The sequence below is a fragment of the Neorhizobium petrolearium genome, from assembly GCF_029854435.1.
Taxonomy (GTDB): domain Bacteria; phylum Pseudomonadota; class Alphaproteobacteria; order Rhizobiales; family Rhizobiaceae; genus Neorhizobium; species Neorhizobium petrolearium.
Map to the genome: position 1 here is coordinate 232,450 of NZ_CP123000.1, position 22,868 is coordinate 255,317.

Annotated in this window: 26 protein-coding genes and 2 tRNA genes; 25 read left to right on the forward strand and 3 right to left on the reverse strand. The window is 60.6% G+C overall.

Annotated features, from left to right (window positions below; genetic code table 11):
* Window positions 1-184: 184 nt before the first annotated feature.
* Window positions 185-901 (forward strand): hypothetical protein, encoded by a 717-nt coding sequence (locus QEO92_RS01200; protein ID WP_227701893.1) that lies wholly within the window; start codon window positions 185-187, stop codon window positions 899-901.
* Here the strand turns inward: QEO92_RS01200 and QEO92_RS01205 are convergent.
* The 3 genes from QEO92_RS01205 to QEO92_RS01215 form a co-directional block, all read right to left on the reverse strand.
* The gene (locus tag QEO92_RS01205) at window positions 875-1,549 is read right to left on the reverse strand and encodes a LuxR C-terminal-related transcriptional regulator (protein WP_227705065.1); all 675 of its coding nucleotides are present in this window, start codon (window positions 1,547-1,549) and stop codon (window positions 875-877) included. The genes QEO92_RS01200 and QEO92_RS01205 overlap by 27 nt on opposite strands.
* Window positions 1,546-2,946 carry a sensor histidine kinase gene (locus QEO92_RS01210; protein ID WP_227701894.1) on the reverse strand — a complete coding sequence of 467 codons (1,401 nt, stop codon included), beginning with the start codon at window positions 2,944-2,946 and terminating at the stop codon, window positions 1,546-1,548. Before QEO92_RS01210 ends, QEO92_RS01205 begins: the two co-directional genes overlap by 4 nt.
* Window positions 2,947-3,142: 196 nt before the next feature.
* Window positions 3,143-3,217, reverse strand: a tRNA-Thr gene (locus QEO92_RS01215).
* Window positions 3,218-3,371: 154 nt separating this feature from the next.
* On the opposite strand from QEO92_RS01215, the gene QEO92_RS01220 reads away from it, so the two are divergent.
* The 24 genes from QEO92_RS01220 (at window position 3,372) to visN (ending at window position 22,855) form a co-directional block, all read left to right on the forward strand.
* Entirely contained in the window at window positions 3,372-3,602 is a 231-nt protein-coding gene (locus QEO92_RS01220; RefSeq protein WP_227701895.1) for a hypothetical protein, read from the forward strand.
* Window positions 3,603-3,710: 108 nt separating this feature from the next.
* On the forward strand, window positions 3,711-5,003 hold the full coding sequence (gene murA / locus QEO92_RS01225) for a UDP-N-acetylglucosamine 1-carboxyvinyltransferase (protein WP_227701896.1): 1,293 nt from the start codon (window positions 3,711-3,713) through the stop codon (window positions 5,001-5,003).
* Window positions 5,004-5,145: 142 nt separating this feature from the next.
* Window positions 5,146-5,988, forward strand: a complete 843-nt coding sequence (locus QEO92_RS01230) for an oxidoreductase (protein ID WP_037158858.1) — start codon at window positions 5,146-5,148, stop codon at window positions 5,986-5,988.
* Window positions 5,989-6,078: 90 nt separating this feature from the next.
* Window positions 6,079-6,510, forward strand: coding sequence for a DUF2948 family protein (locus QEO92_RS01235; RefSeq protein WP_037158855.1), 432 nt, complete (start codon window positions 6,079-6,081; stop codon window positions 6,508-6,510).
* 55 nt (window positions 6,511-6,565) lie between these two features.
* Window positions 6,566-7,879, forward strand: coding sequence for a histidinol dehydrogenase (hisD, locus tag QEO92_RS01240; RefSeq protein WP_227701897.1), 1,314 nt, complete (start codon window positions 6,566-6,568; stop codon window positions 7,877-7,879).
* Window positions 7,880-7,882: 3 nt separating this feature from the next.
* Entirely contained in the window at window positions 7,883-8,356 is a 474-nt protein-coding gene (locus QEO92_RS01245) for a UPF0262 family protein (protein ID WP_227701898.1), read from the forward strand.
* A gap of 2 nt (window positions 8,357-8,358) precedes the next feature.
* Window positions 8,359-8,838, forward strand: coding sequence for an arsenate-mycothiol transferase ArsC (locus QEO92_RS01250; protein ID WP_227701899.1), 480 nt, complete (start codon window positions 8,359-8,361; stop codon window positions 8,836-8,838).
* A gap of 128 nt (window positions 8,839-8,966) precedes the next feature.
* On the forward strand, window positions 8,967-9,185 hold the full coding sequence (gene infA, locus QEO92_RS01255; protein WP_004435948.1) for a translation initiation factor IF-1: 219 nt from the start codon (window positions 8,967-8,969) through the stop codon (window positions 9,183-9,185).
* Between the two features lie 26 nt (window positions 9,186-9,211).
* A complete protein-coding gene (locus tag QEO92_RS01260) occupies window positions 9,212-9,832 on the forward strand; it encodes a Maf-like protein (RefSeq protein ID WP_037158844.1) in 621 nt (206 codons plus the stop codon).
* 75 nt (window positions 9,833-9,907) lie between these two features.
* Window positions 9,908-10,123, forward strand: a complete 216-nt coding sequence (yacG, locus tag QEO92_RS01265) for a DNA gyrase inhibitor YacG (RefSeq protein ID WP_210048531.1) — start codon at window positions 9,908-9,910, stop codon at window positions 10,121-10,123.
* Between the two features lie 183 nt (window positions 10,124-10,306).
* Window positions 10,307-10,382: transfer RNA gene (locus QEO92_RS01270), tRNA-Phe, on the forward strand.
* 150 nt (window positions 10,383-10,532) lie between these two features.
* Complete coding sequence (locus tag QEO92_RS01275; RefSeq protein WP_227701900.1) at window positions 10,533-11,099, forward strand: DNA-3-methyladenine glycosylase; 567 nt, start codon at window positions 10,533-10,535, stop codon at window positions 11,097-11,099.
* 425 nt (window positions 11,100-11,524) lie between these two features.
* Entirely contained in the window at window positions 11,525-13,141 is a 1,617-nt protein-coding gene (locus tag QEO92_RS01280; protein WP_227701901.1) for a globin-coupled sensor protein, read from the forward strand.
* Entirely contained in the window at window positions 13,141-13,434 is a 294-nt protein-coding gene (locus QEO92_RS01285; RefSeq protein WP_227701902.1) for an STAS domain-containing protein, read from the forward strand. The genes QEO92_RS01280 and QEO92_RS01285 overlap by 1 nt, the downstream gene beginning before the upstream one ends.
* 2 nt (window positions 13,435-13,436) lie before the next feature.
* Complete coding sequence (gene cheY1, locus QEO92_RS01290) at window positions 13,437-13,802, forward strand: chemotaxis response regulator CheY1 (protein ID WP_037158833.1); 366 nt, start codon at window positions 13,437-13,439, stop codon at window positions 13,800-13,802.
* Window positions 13,803-13,818: 16 nt separating this feature from the next.
* Window positions 13,819-16,122, forward strand: a complete 2,304-nt coding sequence (locus QEO92_RS01295) for a chemotaxis protein CheA (protein ID WP_227701903.1) — start codon at window positions 13,819-13,821, stop codon at window positions 16,120-16,122.
* A gap of 16 nt (window positions 16,123-16,138) precedes the next feature.
* Window positions 16,139-16,606 (forward strand): chemotaxis protein CheW, encoded by a 468-nt coding sequence (locus QEO92_RS01300; protein WP_227701904.1) that lies wholly within the window; start codon window positions 16,139-16,141, stop codon window positions 16,604-16,606.
* Complete coding sequence (gene cheR / locus QEO92_RS01305) at window positions 16,603-17,511, forward strand: protein-glutamate O-methyltransferase (protein WP_227701905.1); 909 nt, start codon at window positions 16,603-16,605, stop codon at window positions 17,509-17,511. Before QEO92_RS01300 ends, cheR begins: the two co-directional genes overlap by 4 nt.
* On the forward strand, window positions 17,508-18,548 hold the full coding sequence (cheB, locus tag QEO92_RS01310; RefSeq protein WP_210048552.1) for a protein-glutamate O-methylesterase CheB: 1,041 nt from the start codon (window positions 17,508-17,510) through the stop codon (window positions 18,546-18,548). The genes cheR and cheB overlap by 4 nt, the downstream gene beginning before the upstream one ends.
* Window positions 18,548-18,937, forward strand: coding sequence for a response regulator (locus tag QEO92_RS01315; protein ID WP_037158816.1), 390 nt, complete (start codon window positions 18,548-18,550; stop codon window positions 18,935-18,937). Before cheB ends, QEO92_RS01315 begins: the two co-directional genes overlap by 1 nt.
* Complete coding sequence (gene cheD, locus QEO92_RS01320; RefSeq protein WP_037158813.1) at window positions 18,934-19,491, forward strand: chemoreceptor glutamine deamidase CheD; 558 nt, start codon at window positions 18,934-18,936, stop codon at window positions 19,489-19,491. The genes QEO92_RS01315 and cheD overlap by 4 nt, the downstream gene beginning before the upstream one ends.
* Window positions 19,492-19,504: 13 nt before the next feature.
* Complete coding sequence (gene cheT, locus QEO92_RS01325) at window positions 19,505-19,894, forward strand: chemotaxis protein CheT (RefSeq protein ID WP_227701906.1); 390 nt, start codon at window positions 19,505-19,507, stop codon at window positions 19,892-19,894.
* A 157-nt stretch (window positions 19,895-20,051) separates the two neighbouring features.
* On the forward strand, window positions 20,052-21,722 hold the full coding sequence (gene fliF / locus QEO92_RS01330) for a flagellar basal-body MS-ring/collar protein FliF (protein WP_037158810.1): 1,671 nt from the start codon (window positions 20,052-20,054) through the stop codon (window positions 21,720-21,722).
* Between the two features lie 395 nt (window positions 21,723-22,117).
* On the forward strand, window positions 22,118-22,855 hold the full coding sequence (visN, locus tag QEO92_RS01335; protein ID WP_227701907.1) for a transcriptional regulator VisN: 738 nt from the start codon (window positions 22,118-22,120) through the stop codon (window positions 22,853-22,855).
* The last annotated feature ends 13 nt before the right edge of the window (window positions 22,856-22,868 follow it).

Sequence of the window (22,868 nt, forward strand, 5' to 3'; positions counted from 1 at the left end):
TGACTTATGGAAGCCGGATTCCTGCGCGATCATCGGTCCCTTTCAGCGCAGAACCTTGCCCGCCGATCGCCGTGCGCGGTCGGCGGGTCCTTTGACCGAGGCGGAACCATCGGGAGAGATGTTCGGTTTCCTTGAGGAGGGCCGATGCCGCGAATGCAGGGAACGATGAAACCGGGAGTCGAACATGTCTACGCGTAGATTGTTTGTTTTAAGTGGGGCGCTCGCTGCGATCTTTGCAGCAGCCATGCCCTTCAAGCTGGCCGTTGACGCGAATGGCGTGCCTTGCCTCGCTGCCTCGTCCGCCGCAGCAAAGGACAGTGACAGCGACAGTGGCAACGGCGACGGCGGTGATAATGACAGCGCGGGCAATGGTGATAATGGGGGCGCTGGCAGCGGCGGGAGCGGAAACAGCTCCGGCAAAGGCAATGAAGGGAATGATGCCGGCAGCGTCGGCGAAGGCGCTGCCGACGACGGTGATGCGGGCGACGGCGCGAACGACAGCAGCACGGATGCCGGCAACTCCGCTTCTGGCACTTCTGGCAAGTCACAAAATGACGGCAGCACCGGCAGCGGTTCCGGCACTGGCACTGGCGCCGGTACAAGTACAGGCAAGAGCCCTTCTACAGGCAAGAGCGCTTCGGACAAGGCCGATAAACCTGCTGCCGACAGCCAGACAGCGGGGCAGCGTTCGCCAACGCAGCCGGCGACACCGGCGGCCCGTTCCAAATCGGATGTCAAAGTCGACGTTCGGGGAAATTCGATTACCGTACGCCACGGTAACGGCGCGACGGAACGGATCTCCCAGGGGCGCTACGAGATGCGCGACTCGCGGTCGCGCACGATCGTCAATCGGCAGGCCACTCCTTCCGACACGTCACGATTGCGGTCGTTCGGTCGTTGAGCGTTGGACGGTGGCGTCGCGAAGGGCCAGCGCCGCTTCCGTACGGTTGGAGACCTTCAGCTTCGAGAAGATGCGGGTCATGTGGTGCTTGACCGTCTTTTCGTGAAGATCGAGTTCCCGTGCCACACGTTTGTTGCTGAGGCCCGATGCGACGAGGTTCAGCACCTCCTGTTCCCGATCGGTGAGTTCTGCCATCGGATCGGGCTGTTCGACGGCTTCAGCGGATGCTGAAAGTCCGGCGATCAACTGGGCCGAAAGGGCCGGCGAGACATAACTCCCCCCGGCGGCAATGGTCCTGACGACTTCTGCAAGTCCTCTCGAACCGATCCCCTTGAGAACATAGCCTTTCGCGCCGAGCTTGAGCGCCTTGGTGATGTCGTCGCTTGCTTCCGAGACGGTCAACATGACGATCTTCAGAGTGGGACAGTATTCGAGTGCATCGGTTATGGTTTCGAGACCGCTTCCAGGCATCGAGATGTCGATCAGCATGACATCCGGGCAGAATTCCCGCGCGATGCGGATCGCATCGTCCCGCGATCCGCCCTCCCCGACAATCTCGAAATCCTCGATCTCGCTGAAGCTGCGCGTAACGCCCTCCCGGAACAAGGGGTGATCATCAACGACCGCGATTTTGACTGCTGTCATCAGGCCTGCTCCATTTCCTGCACGTTCAGAGACATCCTGACCGTGGTTCCGCTTTTCGATGTGAAAATATTGAATGTGCCGCCAAGGCTCTCGATCCGTTCCCTGAGCCCGGCAAGCCCCAGGCCGTCCGGACCAACCGAAGCGGGATCGAAACCCGGTCCGTGGTCGGCCACTTCAATCACGACATTGCCATTGTCGAAAGTCTGGCGGACGCTCTGGTCTACGCCGCCACCATGCCGGAAACCGTTGTTGAGGGCTTCCTGTACGAAGCGGTAGATGCAGATCTTGGCGGAAGGAGGGAGAGATTTGGAACCGTTGGTCATCGACAACGCGACATCGAGTCCCGTTCGCTGACGATGGGCGTCGACGGCGCGCTTCAGGACATCCGGGAGTTCGGCGGTTTCGATCTGCGGCAGCACGAGCCCGCTGCATATGCTGCGGATCTCGTCCATCGCCTCGTCCAATCGGGCTTTGATCGTGGAGACTTCCTTCTCGCGCGCCTGGTGCGGCGTGCGGGGATCCGTAAGGAGCCGGCTGTCCACGCGCAGGGCGGCATAGGCGACGAGCTGGGCCGGGCCGTCATGCAGGTCGGCGCCGAGCCGGCGCAGATAGCTTTCGTTAAGCGCCGTCGCGCGCAGCGAGGCACGCTGGGCCTTGGCATGCAGCGCCTTGTTCTGCGAGAGCAGTTCGGAGAGTTCGGTAACACGCTGGGTCAGCGCCTGCTGCTGATGGTCGATGATGCGGCTGCCGCGGAAGACGATTGCCGACAGAAGCAGGAAAAAAGCAAGCGTGACACCGAAAACCGCAAGCCAGCTTCTAAGCTGCGCCTGGTGGAGGCTCTGCTGGAATTCGTCTGCGACTTCATAGAATTCCGAGACCGCGACAACCTCGCCCGACCAGGGTTGCAGGATGGGGTTGTAGATTTCGAGGAGCGGATCGTCCCTCGATCGTTCGGACGCGTCTTGCGGATCCGCAAAGCCGAACTGCGCGACCATCTGTCCGGAGAACGCCGTCAGGAGGTCCTCGCCTGGATCGAGCCGTTTGCCCACAATGCTCTTGTCGGGAGTGGCGTAGAGGACGGTTCCATCCTTCCGCCAGAGCCTGAATGAGACGACCTTGCCGCCGAGCGCACCCTGGCCGAAGGTCTCGTCGAGCGCTCGGGTCGTAACGTCGTCGAGCCGCTGGCTGGTCTTCATGTCGGGGAGCAGCGGCGCGATAATGCTGTCGACGTAGAGCGCAGTCGATGCCGCGGAATTGCGGGTGACCGCAGCTTCGATGAGCGTCGTCACATACGCCCCGACGAGCATCATGGCTGCAAGCGAAACCAGCCCGCCGGCGATCAGGAATTGCCGGGCAAGCGATTGATTGTTCCAGCGATCGAGAATTCCGCGGAGTGGCATCAAACAGGCGTCAATTAGTTGTTCCCAAAGCTCGCACAGTGCGAGCGGATGCCCGGCAACGCATGAGGGTGCCAACTCGTTGCATGAGCCGGTAAGAATATTCCGTGGCGTGGCTGCGACGAGACACCCGATCGAAAACAAGTCGTCCGCATGCCGGTACGACAATCGGCAGAGGTTATGTTTTCCGGAAGAAAAATGGTGCTGCTAGAGAGATTTGAACTCTCGGCCTCTCCCTTACCAAGGGAGTGCTCTACCCCTGAGCTATAGCAGCTACAGCCGCCGCAAAATCATCGCGTCGTCGGCGAGGGGCCTATTGCCATAGCTTCACCGGGAGCGCAAGCCGCAAATTCCAAGTTCTTTCGTCGGCATGGAGGGAAAACATCGCTTTCGCTTTTGTTGAACCGGCTTTTTGGTTATGGAGAACCATGGCGAATGACGAAGAATTACCCGATTCGCAGGCCGGAGAGACGAAGGAAACCCGCGGCGACCGCGCGCGTGCGGCGGCAGATGAGCGGGTTGCCAAGCGGAAAGCGCGCGCAGCCGCCAAGCTTCGGGAAAATTTGATGCGCCGCAAGTCACAGGCGCGCGCACGCCGGGCCGGCGAGGCTGATCCCACCCATGGATTGCCTGCCGCAAAAACGGACGAATCATCCTGATCTATGCTGGGCGGACGGGCTTTGGCAATTTCAGCAGACATTGAAGCGGCGGCGGATCTCGTTTAAGGACGCGTCCTTTCGCGCTCTAAGAAGGAAGAGTGACAACTTATGGATCGCATCAGAATCTCCGGCGGCAACGAGCTCAGGGGCACCATTCCGATTTCCGGGGCAAAGAACGCCGCGCTGCCTTTGATGATCGCGTCCCTTTTGACGAGCGATACGCTGACGCTCGAAAATGTGCCGCATCTTGCCGATGTCGAGCTCCTGATGCGCATTTTGGGCAATCACGGCGTCGATATCGCCGTCAACGGACGGCGCGAACGGCAGGAAGACGGCTACTCCCGCACCATCCATTTCACCTGTCGCACCATTGTCGATACGACCGCCCCCTATGAGCTGGTCTCCAAGATGCGCGCCAGTTTCTGGGTGATCGGCCCGCTCGTCGCCCGCGAGGGCAGGGCCCGCGTCTCGCTGCCGGGCGGCTGCGCCATCGGTACGCGGCCGGTCGACCTCTTCCTCGAAGCCCTGCAGGCGCTCGGCGCGGAGATCGAGATCGACGGCGGCTACGTCAACGTCACGGCGCCGAAGGGCGGCCTCGTCGGCGCCCGCTACGTTTTCCCGAAGGTTTCGGTCGGCGCCACGCATGTCATGATGATGGCCGCGACGCTCGCGAAGGGCACGACGGTCATCGAGAATGCGGCCCGCGAACCGGAAATCGCCGACCTGGCGAAATGCCTCAACGCCATGGGTGCGAAAATCTCCGGCGCCGGCACCAGGACTATCACCGTCGAAGGCGTCACCTCGCTGTCCGGCGCCCGCCACCGCGTCCTGCCCGACCGTATCGAGACCGGCACCTACGCCATGGCGGTCGCCATGACCGGCGGCGACGTGATCCTCGAAGGCACGCAGGCCGCCCTGCTTGAAAACGCATTGGACACGCTGCGCATGGCGGGTGCCCAAATCACCGAGACGGAGAGCGGCCTTCGGGTCGTGCGCAACGGCAACGGCATTCAGCCGGTCGACGTGACGACCGAGCCGTTCCCGGGTTTCCCGACCGACCTGCAGGCGCAGTTCATGGCGCTGATGACGCGGTCATCGGGCGTTTCCAACATCACCGAGACGATTTTCGAAAACCGTTTCATGCATGTGCAGGAGCTTGCACGCCTGGGCGCGAAAATCTCGCTTTCCGGCCAGACGGCGAGGGTGGAAGGTGTCCCCCGTCTGAAGGGCGCGCCTGTCATGGCGACCGACCTGCGCGCTTCCGTTTCGCTGGTGATTGCCGGCCTTGCTGCGGAAGGAGAAACCACGGTCAATCGTGTCTATCATCTCGATCGGGGCTTCGAGCGGCTGGAGGAAAAACTCACCCGCTGTGGCGCTGTGGTCGAACGCGTCAGCGACTGACCGGGTTCCAGGAATCGAAAACGTGATGAAGGACGGCAAGGGTACTGCCCTTGCCGTCCTTTTTTGCATCCCTATGTGTCGGAGGTATCCTGTGTTCTTCCCCGCCTCATATTTCTGATCCAGCATCTTATGGAGATTTCCCATGGCTGATGTTTCCGCTCCCGTATGGTTCATTACCGGCTGCTCGACCGGCTTCGGCCACGAGCTTGCCAAGCTCACCCTCGATCGCGGTTGGCCGACGGTCGTGACTGCTCGCGACAAAAGCCGCGTCGCCGATCTGGCCGATGGCAGGGACAATGCGCTGGCGCTCGATCTCGACGTCACCGATACCGGCCAGATCATCGCCGCCGTGAAGGCTGCGGAGGAAAAGTTCGGCCGCATCGACGTGCTGGTGAACAATGCCGGCTACGGTTACCAGGCGGCGATCGAGGAGGGCGAGGAAGACGAGATCCGCGCCATGTTCGATGCCAATGTCTTCGGCCTCTTTGCCATGACGCGCGCCGTGCTTCCGGGCATGCGTGCACGCCGCAAGGGCCACATCCTCAACATCACCTCGCTCGCCGGCTTCATGGGATTGCCGGGCTCCGGTTATTACGCGGCCACCAAGCATGCGGTCGAGGGTTTCTCCGATGCGCTCGCCTTGGAAACGGCTCCGCTCGGTATCAAGGTGACCTGCGTCGAACCCGGCCCTTTCCGTACCGATTGGGCAGGCCGTTCATTGAGGCAGACGCCGAGCAGGATCGCCGACTATGCCGAAACCGCGGGTGCGCGAATGGCCACGACATCCGGATATAGCGGCAGGCAGCCGGGCGATCCTGTCAGAGCAGGCGAGGCGATGATCCGTGTCACGCAGACGGAGAATGCGCCGCGGCATCTCGTGTTGGGCGCTTTTGCCTATGACAATATCACGCGGAAGCTCGGCGAGCGCCGGTCCCAGATCGAGGCTCTCAAGGATATCAGCCTCGGCGCGGATTTCCCGCAATAGCGGCCAGTTGCTTCTTTCGCTTTCACATCCTATCTCCAGACAAGAAACTTTCGCGTGAAAACGCAACCTTTGAGTGGATATTTGAAAGCGATGACCGAGCTGAAGCTGCTTGCCCTCGACACGGACGATTTAGGCATCATTTCCGCCCATATGCAGGACGCCGTCTTCAAGGTAGGTGACGTCCGCTGGTCGCCGCCGGAAAGGAACTTTTCCCTCGCCGCCAACCGTTTCGTCTGGGAGAAGGCCGGCGAGAAGCGCAAGGGTTTCGAGCGGCACCGCGCCGCCCTGGTGTTCAAACGCGTTGAAGCGGTGCGTTCCACCGGCATCGACCGCAACAGGACGGACGATGTGCTCTCGCTGCTCGCGATCACCTTCACACGCAAGGGCGAGGGGCCGGAAGGCACGGTGGAACTGGTGCTTTCCGGCACGGCCACGATTGCGCTTGATGTCGAATGCATCGAAGTTGCTCTTGCGGATATCGGCGGCGCGTGGGAAACGGCGGTGAGGCCCCGCCATCCCTGATCGGGACCGCCCTGATTGAGATAGAACATCATCTTGAGTTGGAAGGAATATCCGCTTGGCAATCTGGCTGGAGCAGGCATCGCAGGATTTTGAGGCGAGGTTTTCTGCTTTTCTCTCGACCAAACGCGAGGTTTCGGAAGATGTGAACGCGGTGGTGCGTGCCATCATCGATGACGTGCGTGCCCGCGGTGATGCGGCGCTGATCGACTATTCCGCCCGTTTCGACGGCATTGATCTCGCCAAGGCCGGCATCCGCGTGAGCGATGCGGATATCGACGCTGCCGTCGCCGAGACCGATCCCAGGGTTTTCGACGCGCTGAAGTTCGCTGCCGAGCGTATCGAAAGACACCATGCCCGACAGATGCCGAAGGACGATATCTACGAGGATGCGATCGGTGTCGGCCTCGGCTCCCGCTGGACGGCGATCGAGGCGGTCGGCCTTTATGTGCCGGGCGGCACGGCGAGCTATCCGAGCTCTGTGCTGATGAATGCCGTGCCGGCCAGGGTCGCAGGCGTGCCGCGCCTCGTGATGGTCGTGCCGGCGAGCGGCGGGAAGATCAATCCGGCCGTACTGGCAGCGGCCCGCATCGCCGGCGTCACGGAGATCTACCGGATCGGCGGCGCCCAGGCGGTAGCCGCACTTGCCTATGGTACCGAGACCATTGCGCCGGTTGCCAAGATCGTCGGTCCCGGCAATGCCTATGTCGCGGCGGCCAAGCGCCAGGTCTTCGGCACGGTCGGCATCGACATGATCGCGGGTCCTTCCGAGGTTCTCGTCATCGCCGACGGCGAAAACGATCCGGCCTGGCTGGCTGCCGATCTGCTTGCCCAGGCGGAGCACGATCCCGGTGCCCAGTCGATTCTCATTACCGACGATGCCGGCCTCGCCAAGGCGGTGGAAGCGGCCGTCGAGCGGCAGCTCAAAACCCTGTCGCGTTCGGAAACCGCTGCTGCAAGCTGGCGGGATTTCGGCGCGATCATCCTCGTGCCGGATCTGAAAGCCGCCCTGCCGCTCGCAAATCGTATTGCTGCCGAGCATCTGGAACTCGCCGTCGCCGATCCCGACGCGTTGATGCCGGGCATCCGCAATGCCGGCGCGATCTTCATCGGCCGCCATACGCCCGAAGTGATCGGCGATTATGTCGGCGGATCCAACCACGTGTTGCCGACGGCGCGTTCAGCGCGCTTTTCCTCGGGCCTCTCGGTGCTCGATTTCGTCAAGCGAACCTCGATCCTGCGTTTAGGGCCGGATCAGCTTGGTCAACTCGCGCCAGCCGCAATCACGCTTGCCCGTTCCGAAGGGCTCGACGCCCATGCCAGATCCGTCTCGATCCGCCTGAACGCCATGCCTCTCAATGATGGGGGCTGACGGATGGGGCGAGCGGACTTCCGGCTCTCGGATGTCGTTCTGGACGACTCGATCGGGCGCTCGACGCCGGATGTGGAACATGAGCGGGCGGTCGCCATCTTCGATCTCGTCGAGGAAAATTCCTTCGAGCCGGTAGGCCATGCCGGCGGTCCCTACAAGCTCAGGCTCTCTCTGGTCGATTCCAAGCTCGTGCTCGGCATCACCACGGAAAAGGGCGAGGAAGTCGCCACCCATATCCTCTCGCTCACCCCCTTTCGGCGGATCATCAAGGACTATTTCATGATCTGCGAGAGCTATTACGAAGCGATCCGTTCCTCCTCCCCGAGCAGGATCGAGGCGATCGACATGGGCCGTCGCGGCATCCACAACGAGGGTTCCCAGACGCTCATGGATCGGCTGAATGGCAAGATCCGTGTCGATTTCGATACGGCGCGACGGCTTTTCACCCTGGTCTGCGTGCTCTATTGGCGTGGCTGATCATGGAAAGCGCCACCTTGCCCGAGACAAGTGTCAAACGACCGGGTGCCATCCTCTTCCTGTGCGGCTGGAACGTCATCCGCTCGCCGATGGCCGAAGCCATTGCAAAACGGCTGCTGCCACCCGATATCTATGTCAAATCGGCGGGGGTGCGCTCCGGCGAGCGGGATCCTTTCGTGGATGTGGTGCTGCAAGAGGTCGGGCTGTCGCTCGGCCGGCATCAGCCTCGGACGCTGGAGGAACTCGAGGATGATTTCTTCGATCTGATCGTCACCCTGACGCCCGAAGCCCATCATGCCGCACTGGAACTCACCCGCGCCAACGCCGTTGACGTCGTCTATTGGCCGACCATGGATCCGACCGCTGCGACGGGTACGCGCGAGCAAAAGCTTCACGCCTATCGGGAGGTTCGCGATCATCTCTGGCGGCTGATCGATGAACGCCTTTCGGGAATGAGCCGGCATCCGGCCGAGACGGCCTGAAAGACATTGAGAATCGCTTTCAAGCGAGGTTCACAAAGCGGACATGATTGTGTAGGTTCCGCGCACATTTCCGGGTGAGCGCACATTTTGCCGCAGCCCGAATTCAACAGCAGGAAGAAAACCTATAGATGGCCAAAGAAGAAGTCCTCGAATTCCCGGGCGTCGTGACCGAGCTTCTGCCCAACGCGACATTCCGCGTGAAGCTTGAAAATGAACACGAGATCATTGCCCACACCGCCGGCCGTATGCGCAAGAACCGTATCCGTGTTCTTGCCGGCGACAAGGTGCTTGTCGAAATGACGCCCTACGACCTCACCAAGGGCCGCATCACCTACCGCTTCAAATAATTGTTCTTACTCCGCGGTGGTCTCTCATGGCGCTGGAACAAAAGCTGATACTGGCCTCCGGTTCTCCGCGCCGTCTCGATCTTCTCAATCAGGCCGGTATCAAGCCTGTGCGGCTGATGCCGATGGATATCGATGAGGCGCCGAAGAAATCCGAGCATCCGCGTTCGCTTGCCCGCAGGCTCTCGACGGAGAAGGCCGAAGCGGCCTTCGCTGCCGTCAAGGGCGATCCGGCCTGGCGGCATAGCTACATTCTCTCGGCCGATACGGTGGTGGCGGTCGGGCGCCGCATTCTGGAGAAGACCGAATACACGGAAGAGGCGTCTTCCGCCCTGCATCTGCTCTCGGGGCGCGGCCATTGGGTCTATACCGGCATCTGCCTGGTGACCCCGGGCGGCCAGTTCCGCCAGAAGGTCGTGCAGACCAAAGTGCGCTTCAAGCGCCTTTCCACCCGCGAAATCGAGAACTATATCGCCTCGGGCGAGTGGCGCGGCAAGGCGGGAGCCTATGCGATCCAGGGCATTGCCGGCGCCTTTGTACAGAAGCTTGTCGGCTCCTATACGAATGTCGTCGGACTGCCGCTTTACGAAGTCACGGCGCTGCTTGCGGGGGAAGGTTTCGACGTAGCGGCGACCTGGCCGGAGGGCTGAGGCCTTCGGCGGATGTGTCGGAGGCCGGCTTTTGCGCTGGCGGTTCCGCGCAAGATACAGGAGTGTTGCAACACAATGGCATCCGAACCGATCAAGACCGGCGGCAAGGTTGAGCCGCTCAGGAAGGCGAGACCCTGCCCGGAATGCGGCAAGCCGTCCTCGCGCGAACATTATCCTTTCTGCTCCGACCGTTGCCGGACGCTTGACCTGTCGCGCTGGCTGAACGGCTCTTACGCCATTCCTGTGGCGGAAGATGAAACCAGGGCGGACCGCTCGGACGAGCGCGAATAAGGGAGCCGGGCTATCGGGCCGCTTGCCTTGCTGTTTTTGTTCGGGAATTTGCGATTTTCGCAAACCTGTCAAAAAAGTGGACCGTAGCGCTGGACATGGCCGAACAAGATGTTATAACCCCGCTCGCTTCCGGGGGCATGCCCCCCGCCGGCCTCCGCCGGAAGGCTTTGATGAAGCCTCGATGCCCGGATAGCTCAGTTGGTAGAGCAGCGGATTGAAAATCCGCGTGTCGGTGGTTCAAATCCGCCTCCGGGCACCATTAATCCCTTTAAATTGCTGAATAATGATCGGTAGCGCCAGGTTTTGGGTCGATGTGGCACGGCCGCCGGCAAGGCAGGCGGGGAGACAAATCCCAATGCGGCCTTTATGGATTTGCCGGCAATTTTGTCAGTCGGCTCGGGATATCCGTATGGACCAGCAGTTTTTCGACAGAAGCGCGGTCGAGGTCGCACGCGATCTGATCGGCGTCGAGTTTGATGTCGAGGACGTTGGCGGCGTCATCGTCGAGACCGAGGCTTATGAGCCGGATGATCCTGCTTCCCACAGCTTTCGGGGACCTACGCCCAGGAATGCGGTCATGTTCGGACCGCCGGGGCATGCCTATGTCTATCGCTCCTACGGCATTCACTGGTGCCTGAATTTTGTCTGTCGGCCAGGCAGCGCCGTGCTGATCAGGGCGTTGCAGCCCGTCAGAGGCATCGATGAAATGGAAAGACGTCGCGGTCGTTCCGATCCGCTGCTTCTATGCTCCGGTCCGGGCCGCGTCTGTCAGGCTCTCGGTGTAACCATCGAGCACAACGGCTTGCCCTTGCGCCATCCGCCGTTCGAGTTGACACGTCCGCAAACGCCGCCACTGGTCGTCACCGGCCGGCGGATCGGCATTTCGCAGGCGGTCGATCTGCCGTGGCGTTTCGGGCTTTCCGGTTCACTGCATGTCAGCAGGAAATTCGCCGGAAAAGGCGGTCTTGCCGTATAGGCCACAAGGTCATTTGCAGCTTCCGGGCCGAGCCGCTGAGGGCGCTGGGGCAAAACCGCAGGGCGGATCGGCCGGATTAAGCTCGCTCCCACCCAACTGCGTAACCTGTGTCTTATCCAAACTAAAACCGGTGTTCCTGCACCTTCTATTAACCTTCGGGCAAGGAATTAACCATACATATTGGAATGCACGGCGAAATGGGATGACCGGGGTCTCCCACCAGGCATGAAGCCGCAAAGCCGTACCGGTGACAGTCCGGTATCCGCTCATGAAAATCCAGGATAGCCTGTGGTGACCGTGTTGCCCGTGCCGACGGATATTGATCCGCTCTGGCGAGCATCTCCTATTCATCTCCGGTGCCTGGCGGACAGGAGCCGCATGCTGCCAATCTTTGAGGATTGGTTAGATGAATTTTGGGGACGGTTTTGGTGCAGGAAACGCCATCGGATCAGGCGCGACGGGGCCAGGCGGGCAGCCTGGGCGAGAGACTGGCATTCGCCGGCCTTGACGGCGAACTGCGCGATCTTCTGCGCCGCTGCCGGCCGCAGCTCGACCGGCATTTGAAGACCGGCCTGCGTGACCTCTTCCATCGCTTTCAATCCTCTCCCGAAGCCGCCCGCAATTTCGAGAGCGAGCAGCAGATCGAGCGGCTGCATGACCTGCAAGCCTCCCATTGGGGCGTGCTGACGGATGCCCGTTTCGATGCGCTCTATGCCGAGCGGGTGAAACTGCTTTCCGATACCGAGAGCCGCATGGGTCTCGATCCGCGCTGGCATATTGCCGGCCATGCGGTGATGCTGGAACACCTGATCGCGGGTGCGATCGCCGACCTTGCTCCGAAACCGCTGCTGCCGGGCGGTCGCAAGCGCGAGCAGGAACTGCTCGACCTGGTTGGCGCGATCGTGCGCCTCGTGATGGTTGATGCCGAGATCGCCGTTTCGCTGCGTTTCAACGAATTGCGCCAGCGGCATCAGCGGGCGCTCGCCGAGCAGCGTGAAGCCGATCATGCCGAGGCCGTCGAGACGTTCTCGGATGTCATAGCGGCGCTTGCCGATCGCGACCTGACGGCTTGTCTCCCGGCAGACGTGCCGGAGGCTTATCGCGACCTCGCCGATCTTCTGAACCGGGCAATCGCAGGCATGCGTTCCTCGGTCGAGACCGCCGATGCCCATCGCGAGAAGGCCGGCGCGCTGACGCACTCACTTTCCGAAGACGCGCGTTCCTTTGCAACCACCTCCGGGGAGCAATCAGAGCGCCTTCAGGACGCGATGCGGGCGCTTGTCGACATCGCCACGAAGGTCAAGGAAACCGCCGCCGGAACGACTGAGGCCGAAAAGGCTGCTGCCGAGACTCGCCGTTCGGTCGAGGCAAGCGGCGAGGTTGTCGGCCGCGCGATCAGCGCCATGGCCGATATCGAATCTTCGGCCGAGAAGATCGGCCAGATCATCGGCGTTATCGACGACATTGCCTTCCAGACCAATCTTCTGGCCCTGAATGCCGGCATCGAGGCCGCCCGCGCCGGCGAGACAGGCCGCGGCTTCGCCGTCGTCGCGCAGGAAGTGCGAGCACTTGCCCAGCGTTCCGCAGAAGCTGCCCGCGAGATCAAGACGCTGGTCACCGGCACGAAATCGCAGGTGGATGCGGGTGTCGAGATGGTCCATCGCACACAGGACGCGATCGGCGGCATCGTCCGGCAGGTCTCTGAAATCAATGACGCGATCGCCGGCATAGCCCGCGATACCGGCGACCACGCTCATGGCCTTGATCGGCTGACCGCCGAGATCGGCTCTGTAAGCGAGCGCGTGGCTTCGAACGCGAGCCTGGCAAGCCGGGCCGGCGAGGGAGCCGATGAACTTCATACCGTGATTCTGGAACTCGGCCGCACGGTCCGCCAGTTCCGGATCGAGCGGCAGAGCCGTTATCCGGAAAAGCGTCACCCGGCACCGCCACGCAGCCAGTCAGCGCCCGTCTCGGTGCCGGCAGTTGCAGAACCGGCAGCCTATAACGAATACCTCATTCAGAAACGGCAAGGAATAAGCTGATGGCAGCAAAGAAGGCTGGACCCGGAAGTTTGAAGCTGTCGGCAGTGCTGGACCTCAACGAGGCTTCGGTTCTGCACGGAAAGCTGATGTCCATGCGCGGCAGCGATCTCGTCATCGATGCTTCGGGCGTTGAGCGGGTCGGCGTGCAGTGCGCGCAGGTTCTCGTCGCCGGTGTCACGGCCTGGAAGGAGGACAAAAAATCCTTCCTTGTCGAAAAGGCTTCGGATGCATTTCAGAAGACGATGCAACTCATCGGCATCGAGACCGATAATTTGATTGTTAAGGAGATCTAGCAATGAAGAAGAAAGTGCTGACCGTGGATGATTCACGGACGATCCGGAACATGCTGCTGGTGACCCTGAACAATGCGGGTTTCGAGACCATTCAGGCGGAAGACGGCGTCGAAGGGCTCGAAGTTCTCGAAGACGCCAATCCGGATGTCATCGTCACCGATATCAACATGCCGCGTCTCGATGGCTTTGGCTTCATCGAAGGCGTCCGCCGCAACGAAAAATATCGCGCCGTTCCGATCCTCGTCCTCACGACGGAAAGCGATCAGGAAAAGAAGAATAGGGCCCGGCAGGCCGGTGCGACGGGTTGGATCGTCAAGCCCTTCGATCCTGCCAAACTGATTGATGCGATCGAGCGTGTAACTGCCTGAGCCGGGAATTTCTCCGATGGATATGAACGAAATCAAAGAGATCTTCTTTCAGGAATGCGAAGAGCAACTCGCTGAACTGGAGTCGGGTCTTCTCAAGCTGAACGACGGGGACCGCGACCCCGAAACGGTGAACGCCGTTTTCCGTGCCGTTCATTCCATCAAGGGGGGCGCTGGCGCCTTCGGTCTGGACGATCTGGTTTCCTTCGCCCACGTTTTCGAGACAACCCTCGACTGTGTGCGCTCCGGCAAGCTGGAGCCCGGCCAGGATGTGCTGAAGGTCATGCTGAAATCGGCGGACGTGCTCGCCGACCTCGTCAGCGCTTCGCGCGACGGTGGCAGCGTCGACGAGTCGAGAACCCGTGGCCTGGTCAAGGAGCTTGAAGCGCTGGCCAACGGCGAGCTGCCATCCGCATCAGGTCACGAGGCACCGAAGCCGGCTGCGAAGGCCGCGTCCGCCGCCCCGCAGGAGGAAACTCCCAAGCCTACGGATGAGAGCGGTTTCCAGCCGATCCCCTTCTCCTTCGATGGTTTCGACGATGAGGAGCCGGCGTTCGAAGGCTCGATCTACGAAGTGACCTTCAAGCCGCGCCGCGAACTCTATTCCAAGGGCAATGAGGCGGCGCTCCTGCTGCGCGATCTGTCCCGTATCGGCGAGATGAGCATCGCCTGCGATATGGACGACCTGCCGGCTCTCGACAAGATGGATCCGGAAGCCTCCTATTTCAGCTGGAAGATTTCGCTGAAGACCAACAAGGGCGAGGACGACATCCGCACGGTCTTCGAGTTTGCCGAGTGGGATTGCGATCTCGAAGTGAAGCTTGCCGAGGAAGCATCGACGGATGAAGAACTGCCGATGATCCCGGTTCCGTTCGATCTGTCGATCCTCGATGACGGCTCTGCCGCCGAGGAAGAGGACAAGGCCGTGGAGCCGTCTGCTGTCGAAGAAACCGCGGCTGCGGCTGTCTCGGCTGCCAAGGTGGCGACAGGCATCATGAAGGCCGCCGACGCGGCCGCTCGCGTCGCCGAAAAGAAGGATGCTGCCTCTTCCGCCGCTGCTGCAACCCAGAACAACGCTGCTGCGGCTGCCGCTGCAGCCGGTCAGACGATCCGTGTCGATCTCGATCGCGTCGACCGCCTGATCAACCTGGTGGGCGAGCTCGTCATCAACCAGGCGATGCTGTCCCAAAGCGTCATCGAAAACGACACGAACGGCACGTCCTCGATCAACATGGGCCTCGAAGAGCTGCAGCAGCTCACCCGCGAGATCCAGGACTCGGTCATGGCGATCCGCGCGCAGCCGGTGAAGCCGGTTTTCCAGCGCATGTCGCGTATCGTCCGCGAAGTGGCCGACATGGTCGGCAAGCAGATCCGCCTGGTCACCGAGGGTGAAAATACCGAAGTCGACAAGACGGTCATCGACAAGCTTGCCGAGCCGCTGACTCACATGATCCGCAACGCGGTCGACCATGGCATCGAGACACCCGAGAAGCGCGAAGCGGCCGGCAAGAATCCGGAAGGCACTGTCAAGCTGTCGGCGAAACATCGTTCGGGCCGCATCCTGATCGAGCTTCAGGACGACGGCGCCGGCATCAATCGCGAACGTGTTCGCCAGAAGGCGATCGACAACGATCTCATTGCCGCCGATGCCAATCTCTCGGATGATGAGATCGACAATCTGATCTTCATGCCGGGCTTCTCGACTGCCGACAAGATCTCCGACATCTCCGGCCGTGGCGTCGGCATGGATGTGGTGAAGCGGTCGATCCAGGCGCTCGGTGGCCGCATCTCGATCTCATCGCGGCCCGGTCACGGGTCCACGTTCACGATGAGCCTGCCGCTGACGCTCGCGGTTCTCGATGGCATGGTCGTGACGGTCGCCGGTCAGACCCTGGTCGTGCCGCTCACCGCAATTGTAGAGACGCTGCAGCCGGAAGCGTCCGCCATCCATTCCTTCGGTGCGAACCAGCGGCTCATTTCGATCCGCAACTCCTTCTGCCCGCTGGTCGATGTCGGCCGCATCCTGAACTTCCGCGCCATCCAGGCGAACCCGGTCGACGGTGTCGCGCTATTGGTGGAATCGGAAGGAGGCGGTCAGCGCGCTCTGATGGTGGACGCGATCCAGGGCCAGCGTCAGGTGGTCATCAAGTCGCTCGAAGCGAACTACACCCATGTGCCAGGTATCGCCGCAGCCACCATCCTGGGTGATGGTCGCGTCGCGCTCATCCTCGATGTCGATGCGGTCGTCGCGGCCTCGCGCGGCCAATCTCTTAAACCAGAAATAGCACTGAAGCCTGAAATGTCACTCGCAGCCACGGGTTAAGACGGGTCAGTTGGTTATGTCGTATGCCGTGAAGAACCTTACTCAGGGAAGTCGGGAATTGATCGCCTTCCGTATCGGTGATCAGGAATTCTGCGTGAACATCATGTCCGTCCGCGAAATCCGCGGCTGGACGCCGGCAACACCGATGCCGCATGCGCCGCCCTACGTGATGGGCGTCATCAATCTGCGCGGTGCGGTTCTGCCGATTGTCGACCTGTCGGCCCGGCTGGGCATGAAGGACGCGGAGCCCACCGCACGCCACGTGATCATCGTGGCACAGGTGAAGACTCGCGTTGTTGGTCTGCTCGTCGAAGCCGTTTCCGATATTCTTACGATTACCGACGAGAATATCCAGCCGGTGCCGGAAGTCTCTTCCGACCTTGAGAAACAATATGCCCGAGGAATTCTCGCGATCGAAAAGCGGATGATCTGCATGATCGAGCTTGATGCCCTCTTCCCGGAAAAGGAAAGCGAAGCTGCATGAAGCCTTTGGGCGCCGTAGAAAGCCGGCAGTCGCCGGACGACGTGCTCGCGAGCGGAGAATATCCGCTGACGCGCCGCGACCTGTCCGATATTGCGGCGATGATCTATGCGGATGCCGGAATCTATCTCAACGATTCCAAGGCTTCGCTTGTCTATTCGCGTCTGTCGAAGCATATCCGGGCGCTCGGGTTGCGCGGCTTCAGGGACTATTGCGCACTGGTGGCTTCGCCGGACGGTGCCGTCGCCCGCCGCGAGATGCTTTCGCACCTGACGACCAATTTCACCCGCTTCTTCCGGGAAAACCACCATTTCGAGCATCTGCGCGACGAGGTCCTGCCGGGGCTGATCAATCGCGCCAAGAGCGGCGGCCGCGTGCGTATCTGGTCGGCCGCCTGTTCGGACGGTCAGGAGCCCTATTCGATCGCGCTCACAGTGCTCTCACTCTTGCCCAATGCCGCGGATTACGACTTCCGTATTCTCGCGACGGATATAGATCCGAAAATCCTCGCAGCAGCCAAGGCCGGCATATACGACGAGAATGCGCTCGAAACCATGACGCCGGCCATGCGCAAGCAATGGTTCCGCGAAGTCGAGGTGAACGGCCGCCGCAAGTTCCAGATCGATGAGCGCGTCAAGAAACTCATCACTTTCAACGAATTGAACCTGATGGCGCAGTGGCCATTCAAGGGTAATTTCGATGTCATCTTCTGCCGCAACGTGGTCATCTATTTCGATGAGCCGACGCAGATGAAGATCTGGTCGCGGTTCGCCTCGCTGCTGGCCGAAGGCGGACATCTTTATATCGGCCATTCCGAACGCGTCTCTGGCGACGCGAAAAACCTGTTCGATAACATCGGTATAACAACTTATCGCTATGTCGGTCAGAACGCGGGGAGGAAAGCATGAGCGCTCCGGCACGAGTCCTGGTCGTCGACGATTCGCCCACCATGCGGGGATTGATCACGGCCGTCCTGAATTCCGATCCGGAGGTTAGTGTAGTAGGGCAGGCCGGCGACGCACTGGAGGCGCGTGCGGCGATCAAGCAGCTCAACCCCGATGTCGTCACGCTTGACATCGAAATGCCCAACATGAACGGGCTGGACTTCCTCGAAAAGATCATGCGCCTGCGTCCGATGCCGGTCATCATGGTCTCCGCCATGACCCATCAGGGAGCCAACGCGACGCTCGCGGCGCTGGAGATCGGTGCCTTCGATTGTGTCGGCAAGCCGGCTCCCGGGGACGTGCGTCCCTTCATGGATCTCGCCGAAAAGGTGAAGGCTGCTGCCCGGTCCGGTCACCGCAGGAACGGACCGGCTCCGGCTCCGGTTGCTGCTCCTGCAGCCGAATATCGCGTCGGCCGCAAGGTCGTGGCGATCGGATCATCGACCGGGGGCGTGGAGGCTCTCATCGCGGTACTGCAAAAGTTCCCGAAAAATTGCCCGCCGACGGTGATTACTCAACATATGCCGTCGACGTTTACGAAAAGTTTTGCCGACAGGCTTAATCGTATCTGCGCTCCTGTGGTGCAGGAAGCAACCGATGGCGCGCGGCTGGAGATCGGCAGGATCTATCTCGCGCCCGGTGGTGACCGGCATCTGCAGGTAGTCAATCCGTCGGCGCCTTGTTGCCGACTGATCGAAAAGGAACCCGTGAACGGCCATAGGCCCTCAGTGGATGTCCTTTTCGATTCAGTCGCGGATCTGGCGGGCCGCAATGCGGTCGGGGTTATCCTGACCGGCATGGGACGCGACGGAGCCGCCGGTCTGCTGAAGATGCGTAGCGCAGGTGCGCGCACCATCGGACAGAACGAAAAGACCTGTGTGGTCTACGGCATGCCGAGGGTCGCCCATGAAATGGGGGCCGTCGAGCAGCAACTGCCGCTGGGCTCCATTGGAGAAGAAGTGTTGAAGTTAACTGCCGCCCGAAAAGAAGGTACCGAATAATGTCTCTCGCTGAAAAAATCAAAGTTCTGATCGTCGATGATCAGGTGACCAGCCGCCTGCTGCTCAGCGATGCTCTGACACAGCTCGGCTTCAAACAGATCACTGCGGCCGGCGACGGCGAGCAGGGCATGAAGATCATGGCCGAACAGCCCCATCATCTGGTGATTTCGGACTTCAACATGCCGAAGATGGACGGCATCGGCTTCCTGCAGGCCGTTCGCAGCAATCCGAACACCAAGAAGGCCGCTTTCATCATCCTGACGGCCCAGGGCGACCGTGCCCTGGTTCAGAAAGCGGCTCAGCTCGGCGCGAACAACGTTCTCGCCAAGCCGTTCACCATCGAAAAGATGAAGGCCGCCATCGAAGCGGTGTTTGGAGCATTGAAATGAATGACGCGGCTGCAGCCAGGCGTGTCCATATTATTCAGGGAGAGTACAAGGTCGTAAACGATCCGAACGTCGTCCTGTCAACGATCCTGGGCTCATGCGTGGCTGCCTGTCTTCGCGATCCTGTCGCCGGTGTGGGCGGCATGAACCACTTCCTGCTTCCGGGCTCGGGAGGTTCCACGGCATCGGGCGGTGATGCGACACGCTACGGCGTGCATCTGATGGAACTTTTGATCAACGGCCTTCTGAAGCAAGGGGCGCGGCGGGACCGCTTGGAAGCGAAGATTTTCGGCGGTGCCAAGACGATTGCCAGTTTCTCGAATGTCGGCGAACAGAATGCCGCATTCGCCATGCAGTTTCTCAAGGATGAAGGTATCCCGGTGGTCGGGTCCTCAACGGGCGGGGAGCACGGGCGCAAGCTCGAGTTCTGGCCAGTCAGCGGCCGGGCTCGTCAATATCCGCTGACGGGTGCTGAAACCCAACGGACCGTGGCTATGGAAGAGCGTCCCATACGCATGCCGCCAAAGCCGGTCGAAAGCTCTATCGAATTCTTTTGATCACGAGGAAGCTATGAACGATATCGCCACGCCGTCTATTGCTTCCCTTGAGGAATCCCTTCCCGAAATCCTGATGCGGCTGGTGTCGGAACTCCATGACATCGCCTATCTGATCGAGCGGGTCGAACCTCAGCTGATAGAGATCGGCGGTCAGGACATCCTGCAGTCGCCGGACAGCATGAAGGTTCTCCAGGGCATCGACCTTGCGGTCCAGAAGACCCGCGGCATCGCCGAATTCATCGACACGATCACCGGCACGATTCCGGACAACTGGACAGTCGATGTTTCCACCGCGCTCAGCCTCGTCAAGCTTGCCGACATGCAGAAGGCACTGGCAAACGGCCTGCGTCACGGTCATTCTCAGCCGCTGAGCAAGGCGGCTGGAGATTTCGATTTCTTCTGACGCATTTTCTTCCAGCTATCGAAGCTCGGAAGCCTTCTTCAAATCCCATCCGTAATCGTCAAAGGCTTCTTGCCTGCGAAACGCTCGCACAAGCTTCGCTTTCTAGGGTGCGCCTGGGCAGAAGCTCTATATCCGTGTTTGGCGATGTGGGAACAGAATGAATCTGTTAGCTCAATTTTCACAAGTCTTTAAAAATCTGGCCAATCTCGGCCAGACTCGACTTATTGCTTTAGGCGCCGTCGGCGTCGTTTCGATTGCGATCGTTCTTGCTGCGGCCATCTTTGTGAACAAGCCCGCCTACGAGACGCTGTATGTCAACCTGGACACCGCCGACCTGAATCAGGTCAGCATGGCGTTGGCTGAAGCGAACATGGCGTTCGAAGTCGGCACGGATGGCTCGAGCATCCAGGTTCCGGTCGGCAGCACAAGCAAAGCCCGGTTGCTGCTCGCCGAACGTGGCCTGCCCAACAGCACCAATGCCGGCTATGAACTCTTCGACAACGTTGGTTCGTTGGGCCTCACCTCCTTCATGCAGGAGGTGACTCGCGTTCGTGCCCTTGAAGGGGAGATCTCTCGCTCGATCCAGCAGATCAACGGCGTTACCGCCGCCCGTGTTCATATCGTAATGCCGGATGTCGGAAACTTCCGCAGAGGTGAGCAGAAGCCGACCGCCTCGGTGATGATCCGGGCGAGTGCAACGGCCGGCCGCAAGGCCGCTTCATCGATTCGTCATCTCGTCGCATCTGCGGTCCCCGGCCTCGATGTGGATGACGTGACCATTCTTGATTCCACTGGTCAGCTGCTTGCTTCCGGTGACGAGACCGGCGGCGAGCTGAACAAGTCGCTGGGCATCGTCCAGAATGTGCAGCAGGAAATTGAAAACAGTATCGACAAGGCGCTTGCTCCTTTCCTAGGCATGGACAATTTCCGCTCCAGCGTGACGGCCACGCTCAACACGGACAGCCAGCAGATCCAGGAAACGATCTATGATCCGAATTCCCGGGTCGAGCGTTCGGTCCGCACCACCAAGGAAGCGGCGAAGTCGCAGCAGATGCAGAATGACAACGCCGCAACCGTTGAGCAGAACGTACCGCAGGCGGCTCCTGAGCAGGGAGGTCCAGCAGGACCGCAATCTTCCGATCAGTCCGACAAGCGGGAAGAGCAGACCAACTACGAGATCAATCAGAGGACCGTCGCCACGACGCGCAACAGCTATCAGATCGAAAAGGTCTCGGTGGCAGTCGTGGTCAACAAGGGGCGCATCGAGAGGATGGTCGGCGAACCGGTCGATCAGGCCAAGATCGATGCCTATCTCGCCGAAATGCAGAAGATCGTCTCTTCGGCTGCCGGCATCAGTTCAGAGCGCGGCGACGTCGTAACGTTGACTGCTATGGACTTCCTTGAGAATCAGCTTCTGGAAGAGGCTGCCAGCGGCCCGGGTTTCATGGAGACGCTGACACGCAACGTGGGTGGCATCATCAATTCGCTCGCCTTTGTCCTCGTTGCCTTCCTGGTGGTCTGGCTCGGTCTGCGCCCGCTCATCCGCACCGTCAGCGGCACCGGCGTGGCGGGCGAAGTTGCGACCGAAGGCGCCGGGCTCGAATTGCCGGATTTCTCTCCGGCCGGCGGCAGTCCGTCGCTTATGGAAGGGTTCGGCGCAGATTTCGGCTTCGACAGTTCGGACGATATTCTGGGCAGCGGCGAAGGCGAAGGCTTCAACCGTCGCGTCAAGGAAGGCCCGGAGAAACGTCTTGCCCGGATGGTCGAGATTTCCGAAGAGCGCGCCGCAAAGATTCTTCGCAAATGGGCCATCGAAAAAGCTGCCTGACAACCTATCACGAAAATATGATCGTGTGGGCCGGATACATTCCGGCCCCTTTCTTTTCAGTGGTGCCACACACTTGGCCAATTCTTCTGAACCGCGAATCAGTGGAGGAGGAGGGTAGCTGGGGAAATCCTGCCTTCGGATGATGGTAATTGATAACGTCTCTCCTACAATGACCATGATTCGCACGGTGAGTTCTGAGGGTCCGAGGAGGGTGGACCTGCCGCGCTATCCAGCTACGGGCGAGAAGCAGAAGCGGCTATGAACAAGGCCCCTTTGGGTGATTCGTCCGGAAATTCGGGATCGTTTCGGCGTTGGGACGGTTGTGCGTCAGTCAGAAATGCCGCGATGCGCGTATTCATCAGGAAATGCGTGGCGTGGCGGGGAGTAGATAACGGATGGAGTTATCGGGGGTAGACAAGACAACGGAAGGGCTCTCCCTGAGAGAGGCTGCCGGCTCCAGGGTCCTGTCGCGTGAGCAACTGGCTCGCCGCCTCGCAGTGGTGACGAGTTCGAACAATGTTCAAGGGGTGATGCGCCTGCTGGCGGATTATGTCGGCGCTTCCCACTTCCTTCTTGCCCGCTATGATTTGATCCAGGAACAGGGCCTCGATTTTATCGTCACGTCGAATTGGCCTTTCGATCTCGTTCGGCGTCTGGGCTCTGAACTCGCCAGCGGTTACGCGCGCTCCACCGAGCTTGAGAAATGCCTTTCCCTGCTGACTCCGAGTTTCGCGCTTTTACCGGACGATGTGACACCGCCCGACGACATCAGCCGCCAATACTGCTCTTTGACGTTCTGCGTTGGCAGAACGCGGTTCTCGCTGATGCTGCTTTTCCTGGAAGGCACCATACTGTCGCAGGAGCGTCTGAGGGAAGTGGGGCTGCTGGCCGCCTATGGCGCGAGTTTTGCCGAGAGTGCTGACGTCAGGACCGAGCGGGATTTCGAGTTGACGGAGCGGGAACTGGAGTGTCTTTTCTGGATCGCAGAGGGAAAGACCAGTGACGAGATTGCCGTGATCCTGGGCATATCGCGCAACACCATCAACAACTACATCACAAGCGTGATGCGCAAGACCGCAACAAAAACCCGTTCCGAGGCGATTGCCTACGCGGTACGGAACAATCTGGTGTAGGGGCTGATTTTCA

What these genes read in the sequence shown, in the direction of transcription:
- QEO92_RS01210 (WP_227701894.1), bottom strand. Translation starts at nt 2,946, where the DNA reads ATGCCACTCCGCGGAATTCTCGATCGCTGGAACAATCAATCGCTTGCC.
- murA (WP_227701896.1), top strand. Translation starts at nt 3,711, where the DNA reads ATGGATCGCATCAGAATCTCCGGCGGCAACGAGCTCAGGGGCACCATT.
- yacG (WP_210048531.1), top strand. Translation starts at nt 9,908, where the DNA reads ATGGCATCCGAACCGATCAAGACCGGCGGCAAGGTTGAGCCGCTCAGG.
- cheY1 (WP_037158833.1), top strand. Translation starts at nt 13,437, where the DNA reads ATGAAGAAGAAAGTGCTGACCGTGGATGATTCACGGACGATCCGGAAC.
- QEO92_RS01275 (WP_227701900.1), top strand. Translation starts at nt 10,533, where the DNA reads ATGGACCAGCAGTTTTTCGACAGAAGCGCGGTCGAGGTCGCACGCGAT.
- visN (WP_227701907.1), top strand. Translation starts at nt 22,118, where the DNA reads ATGGAGTTATCGGGGGTAGACAAGACAACGGAAGGGCTCTCCCTGAGA.
- QEO92_RS01260 (WP_037158844.1), top strand. Translation starts at nt 9,212, where the DNA reads ATGGCGCTGGAACAAAAGCTGATACTGGCCTCCGGTTCTCCGCGCCGT.
- QEO92_RS01220 (WP_227701895.1), top strand. Translation starts at nt 3,372, where the DNA reads ATGGCGAATGACGAAGAATTACCCGATTCGCAGGCCGGAGAGACGAAG.
- infA (WP_004435948.1), top strand. Translation starts at nt 8,967, where the DNA reads ATGGCCAAAGAAGAAGTCCTCGAATTCCCGGGCGTCGTGACCGAGCTT.
- fliF (WP_037158810.1), top strand. Translation starts at nt 20,052, where the DNA reads ATGAATCTGTTAGCTCAATTTTCACAAGTCTTTAAAAATCTGGCCAAT.
- QEO92_RS01300 (WP_227701904.1), top strand. Translation starts at nt 16,139, where the DNA reads ATGTCGTATGCCGTGAAGAACCTTACTCAGGGAAGTCGGGAATTGATC.
- QEO92_RS01200 (WP_227701893.1), top strand. Translation starts at nt 185, where the DNA reads ATGTCTACGCGTAGATTGTTTGTTTTAAGTGGGGCGCTCGCTGCGATC.
- cheB (WP_210048552.1), top strand. Translation starts at nt 17,508, where the DNA reads ATGAGCGCTCCGGCACGAGTCCTGGTCGTCGACGATTCGCCCACCATG.
- cheT (WP_227701906.1), top strand. Translation starts at nt 19,505, where the DNA reads ATGAACGATATCGCCACGCCGTCTATTGCTTCCCTTGAGGAATCCCTT.
- QEO92_RS01285 (WP_227701902.1), top strand. Translation starts at nt 13,141, where the DNA reads ATGGCAGCAAAGAAGGCTGGACCCGGAAGTTTGAAGCTGTCGGCAGTG.
- QEO92_RS01235 (WP_037158855.1), top strand. Translation starts at nt 6,079, where the DNA reads ATGACCGAGCTGAAGCTGCTTGCCCTCGACACGGACGATTTAGGCATC.
- QEO92_RS01315 (WP_037158816.1), top strand. Translation starts at nt 18,548, where the DNA reads ATGTCTCTCGCTGAAAAAATCAAAGTTCTGATCGTCGATGATCAGGTG.
- QEO92_RS01245 (WP_227701898.1), top strand. Translation starts at nt 7,883, where the DNA reads ATGGGGCGAGCGGACTTCCGGCTCTCGGATGTCGTTCTGGACGACTCG.
- cheR (WP_227701905.1), top strand. Translation starts at nt 16,603, where the DNA reads ATGAAGCCTTTGGGCGCCGTAGAAAGCCGGCAGTCGCCGGACGACGTG.
- cheD (WP_037158813.1), top strand. Translation starts at nt 18,934, where the DNA reads ATGAATGACGCGGCTGCAGCCAGGCGTGTCCATATTATTCAGGGAGAG.
- QEO92_RS01250 (WP_227701899.1), top strand. Translation starts at nt 8,359, where the DNA reads ATGGAAAGCGCCACCTTGCCCGAGACAAGTGTCAAACGACCGGGTGCC.
- QEO92_RS01295 (WP_227701903.1), top strand. Translation starts at nt 13,819, where the DNA reads ATGGATATGAACGAAATCAAAGAGATCTTCTTTCAGGAATGCGAAGAG.
- QEO92_RS01230 (WP_037158858.1), top strand. Translation starts at nt 5,146, where the DNA reads ATGGCTGATGTTTCCGCTCCCGTATGGTTCATTACCGGCTGCTCGACC.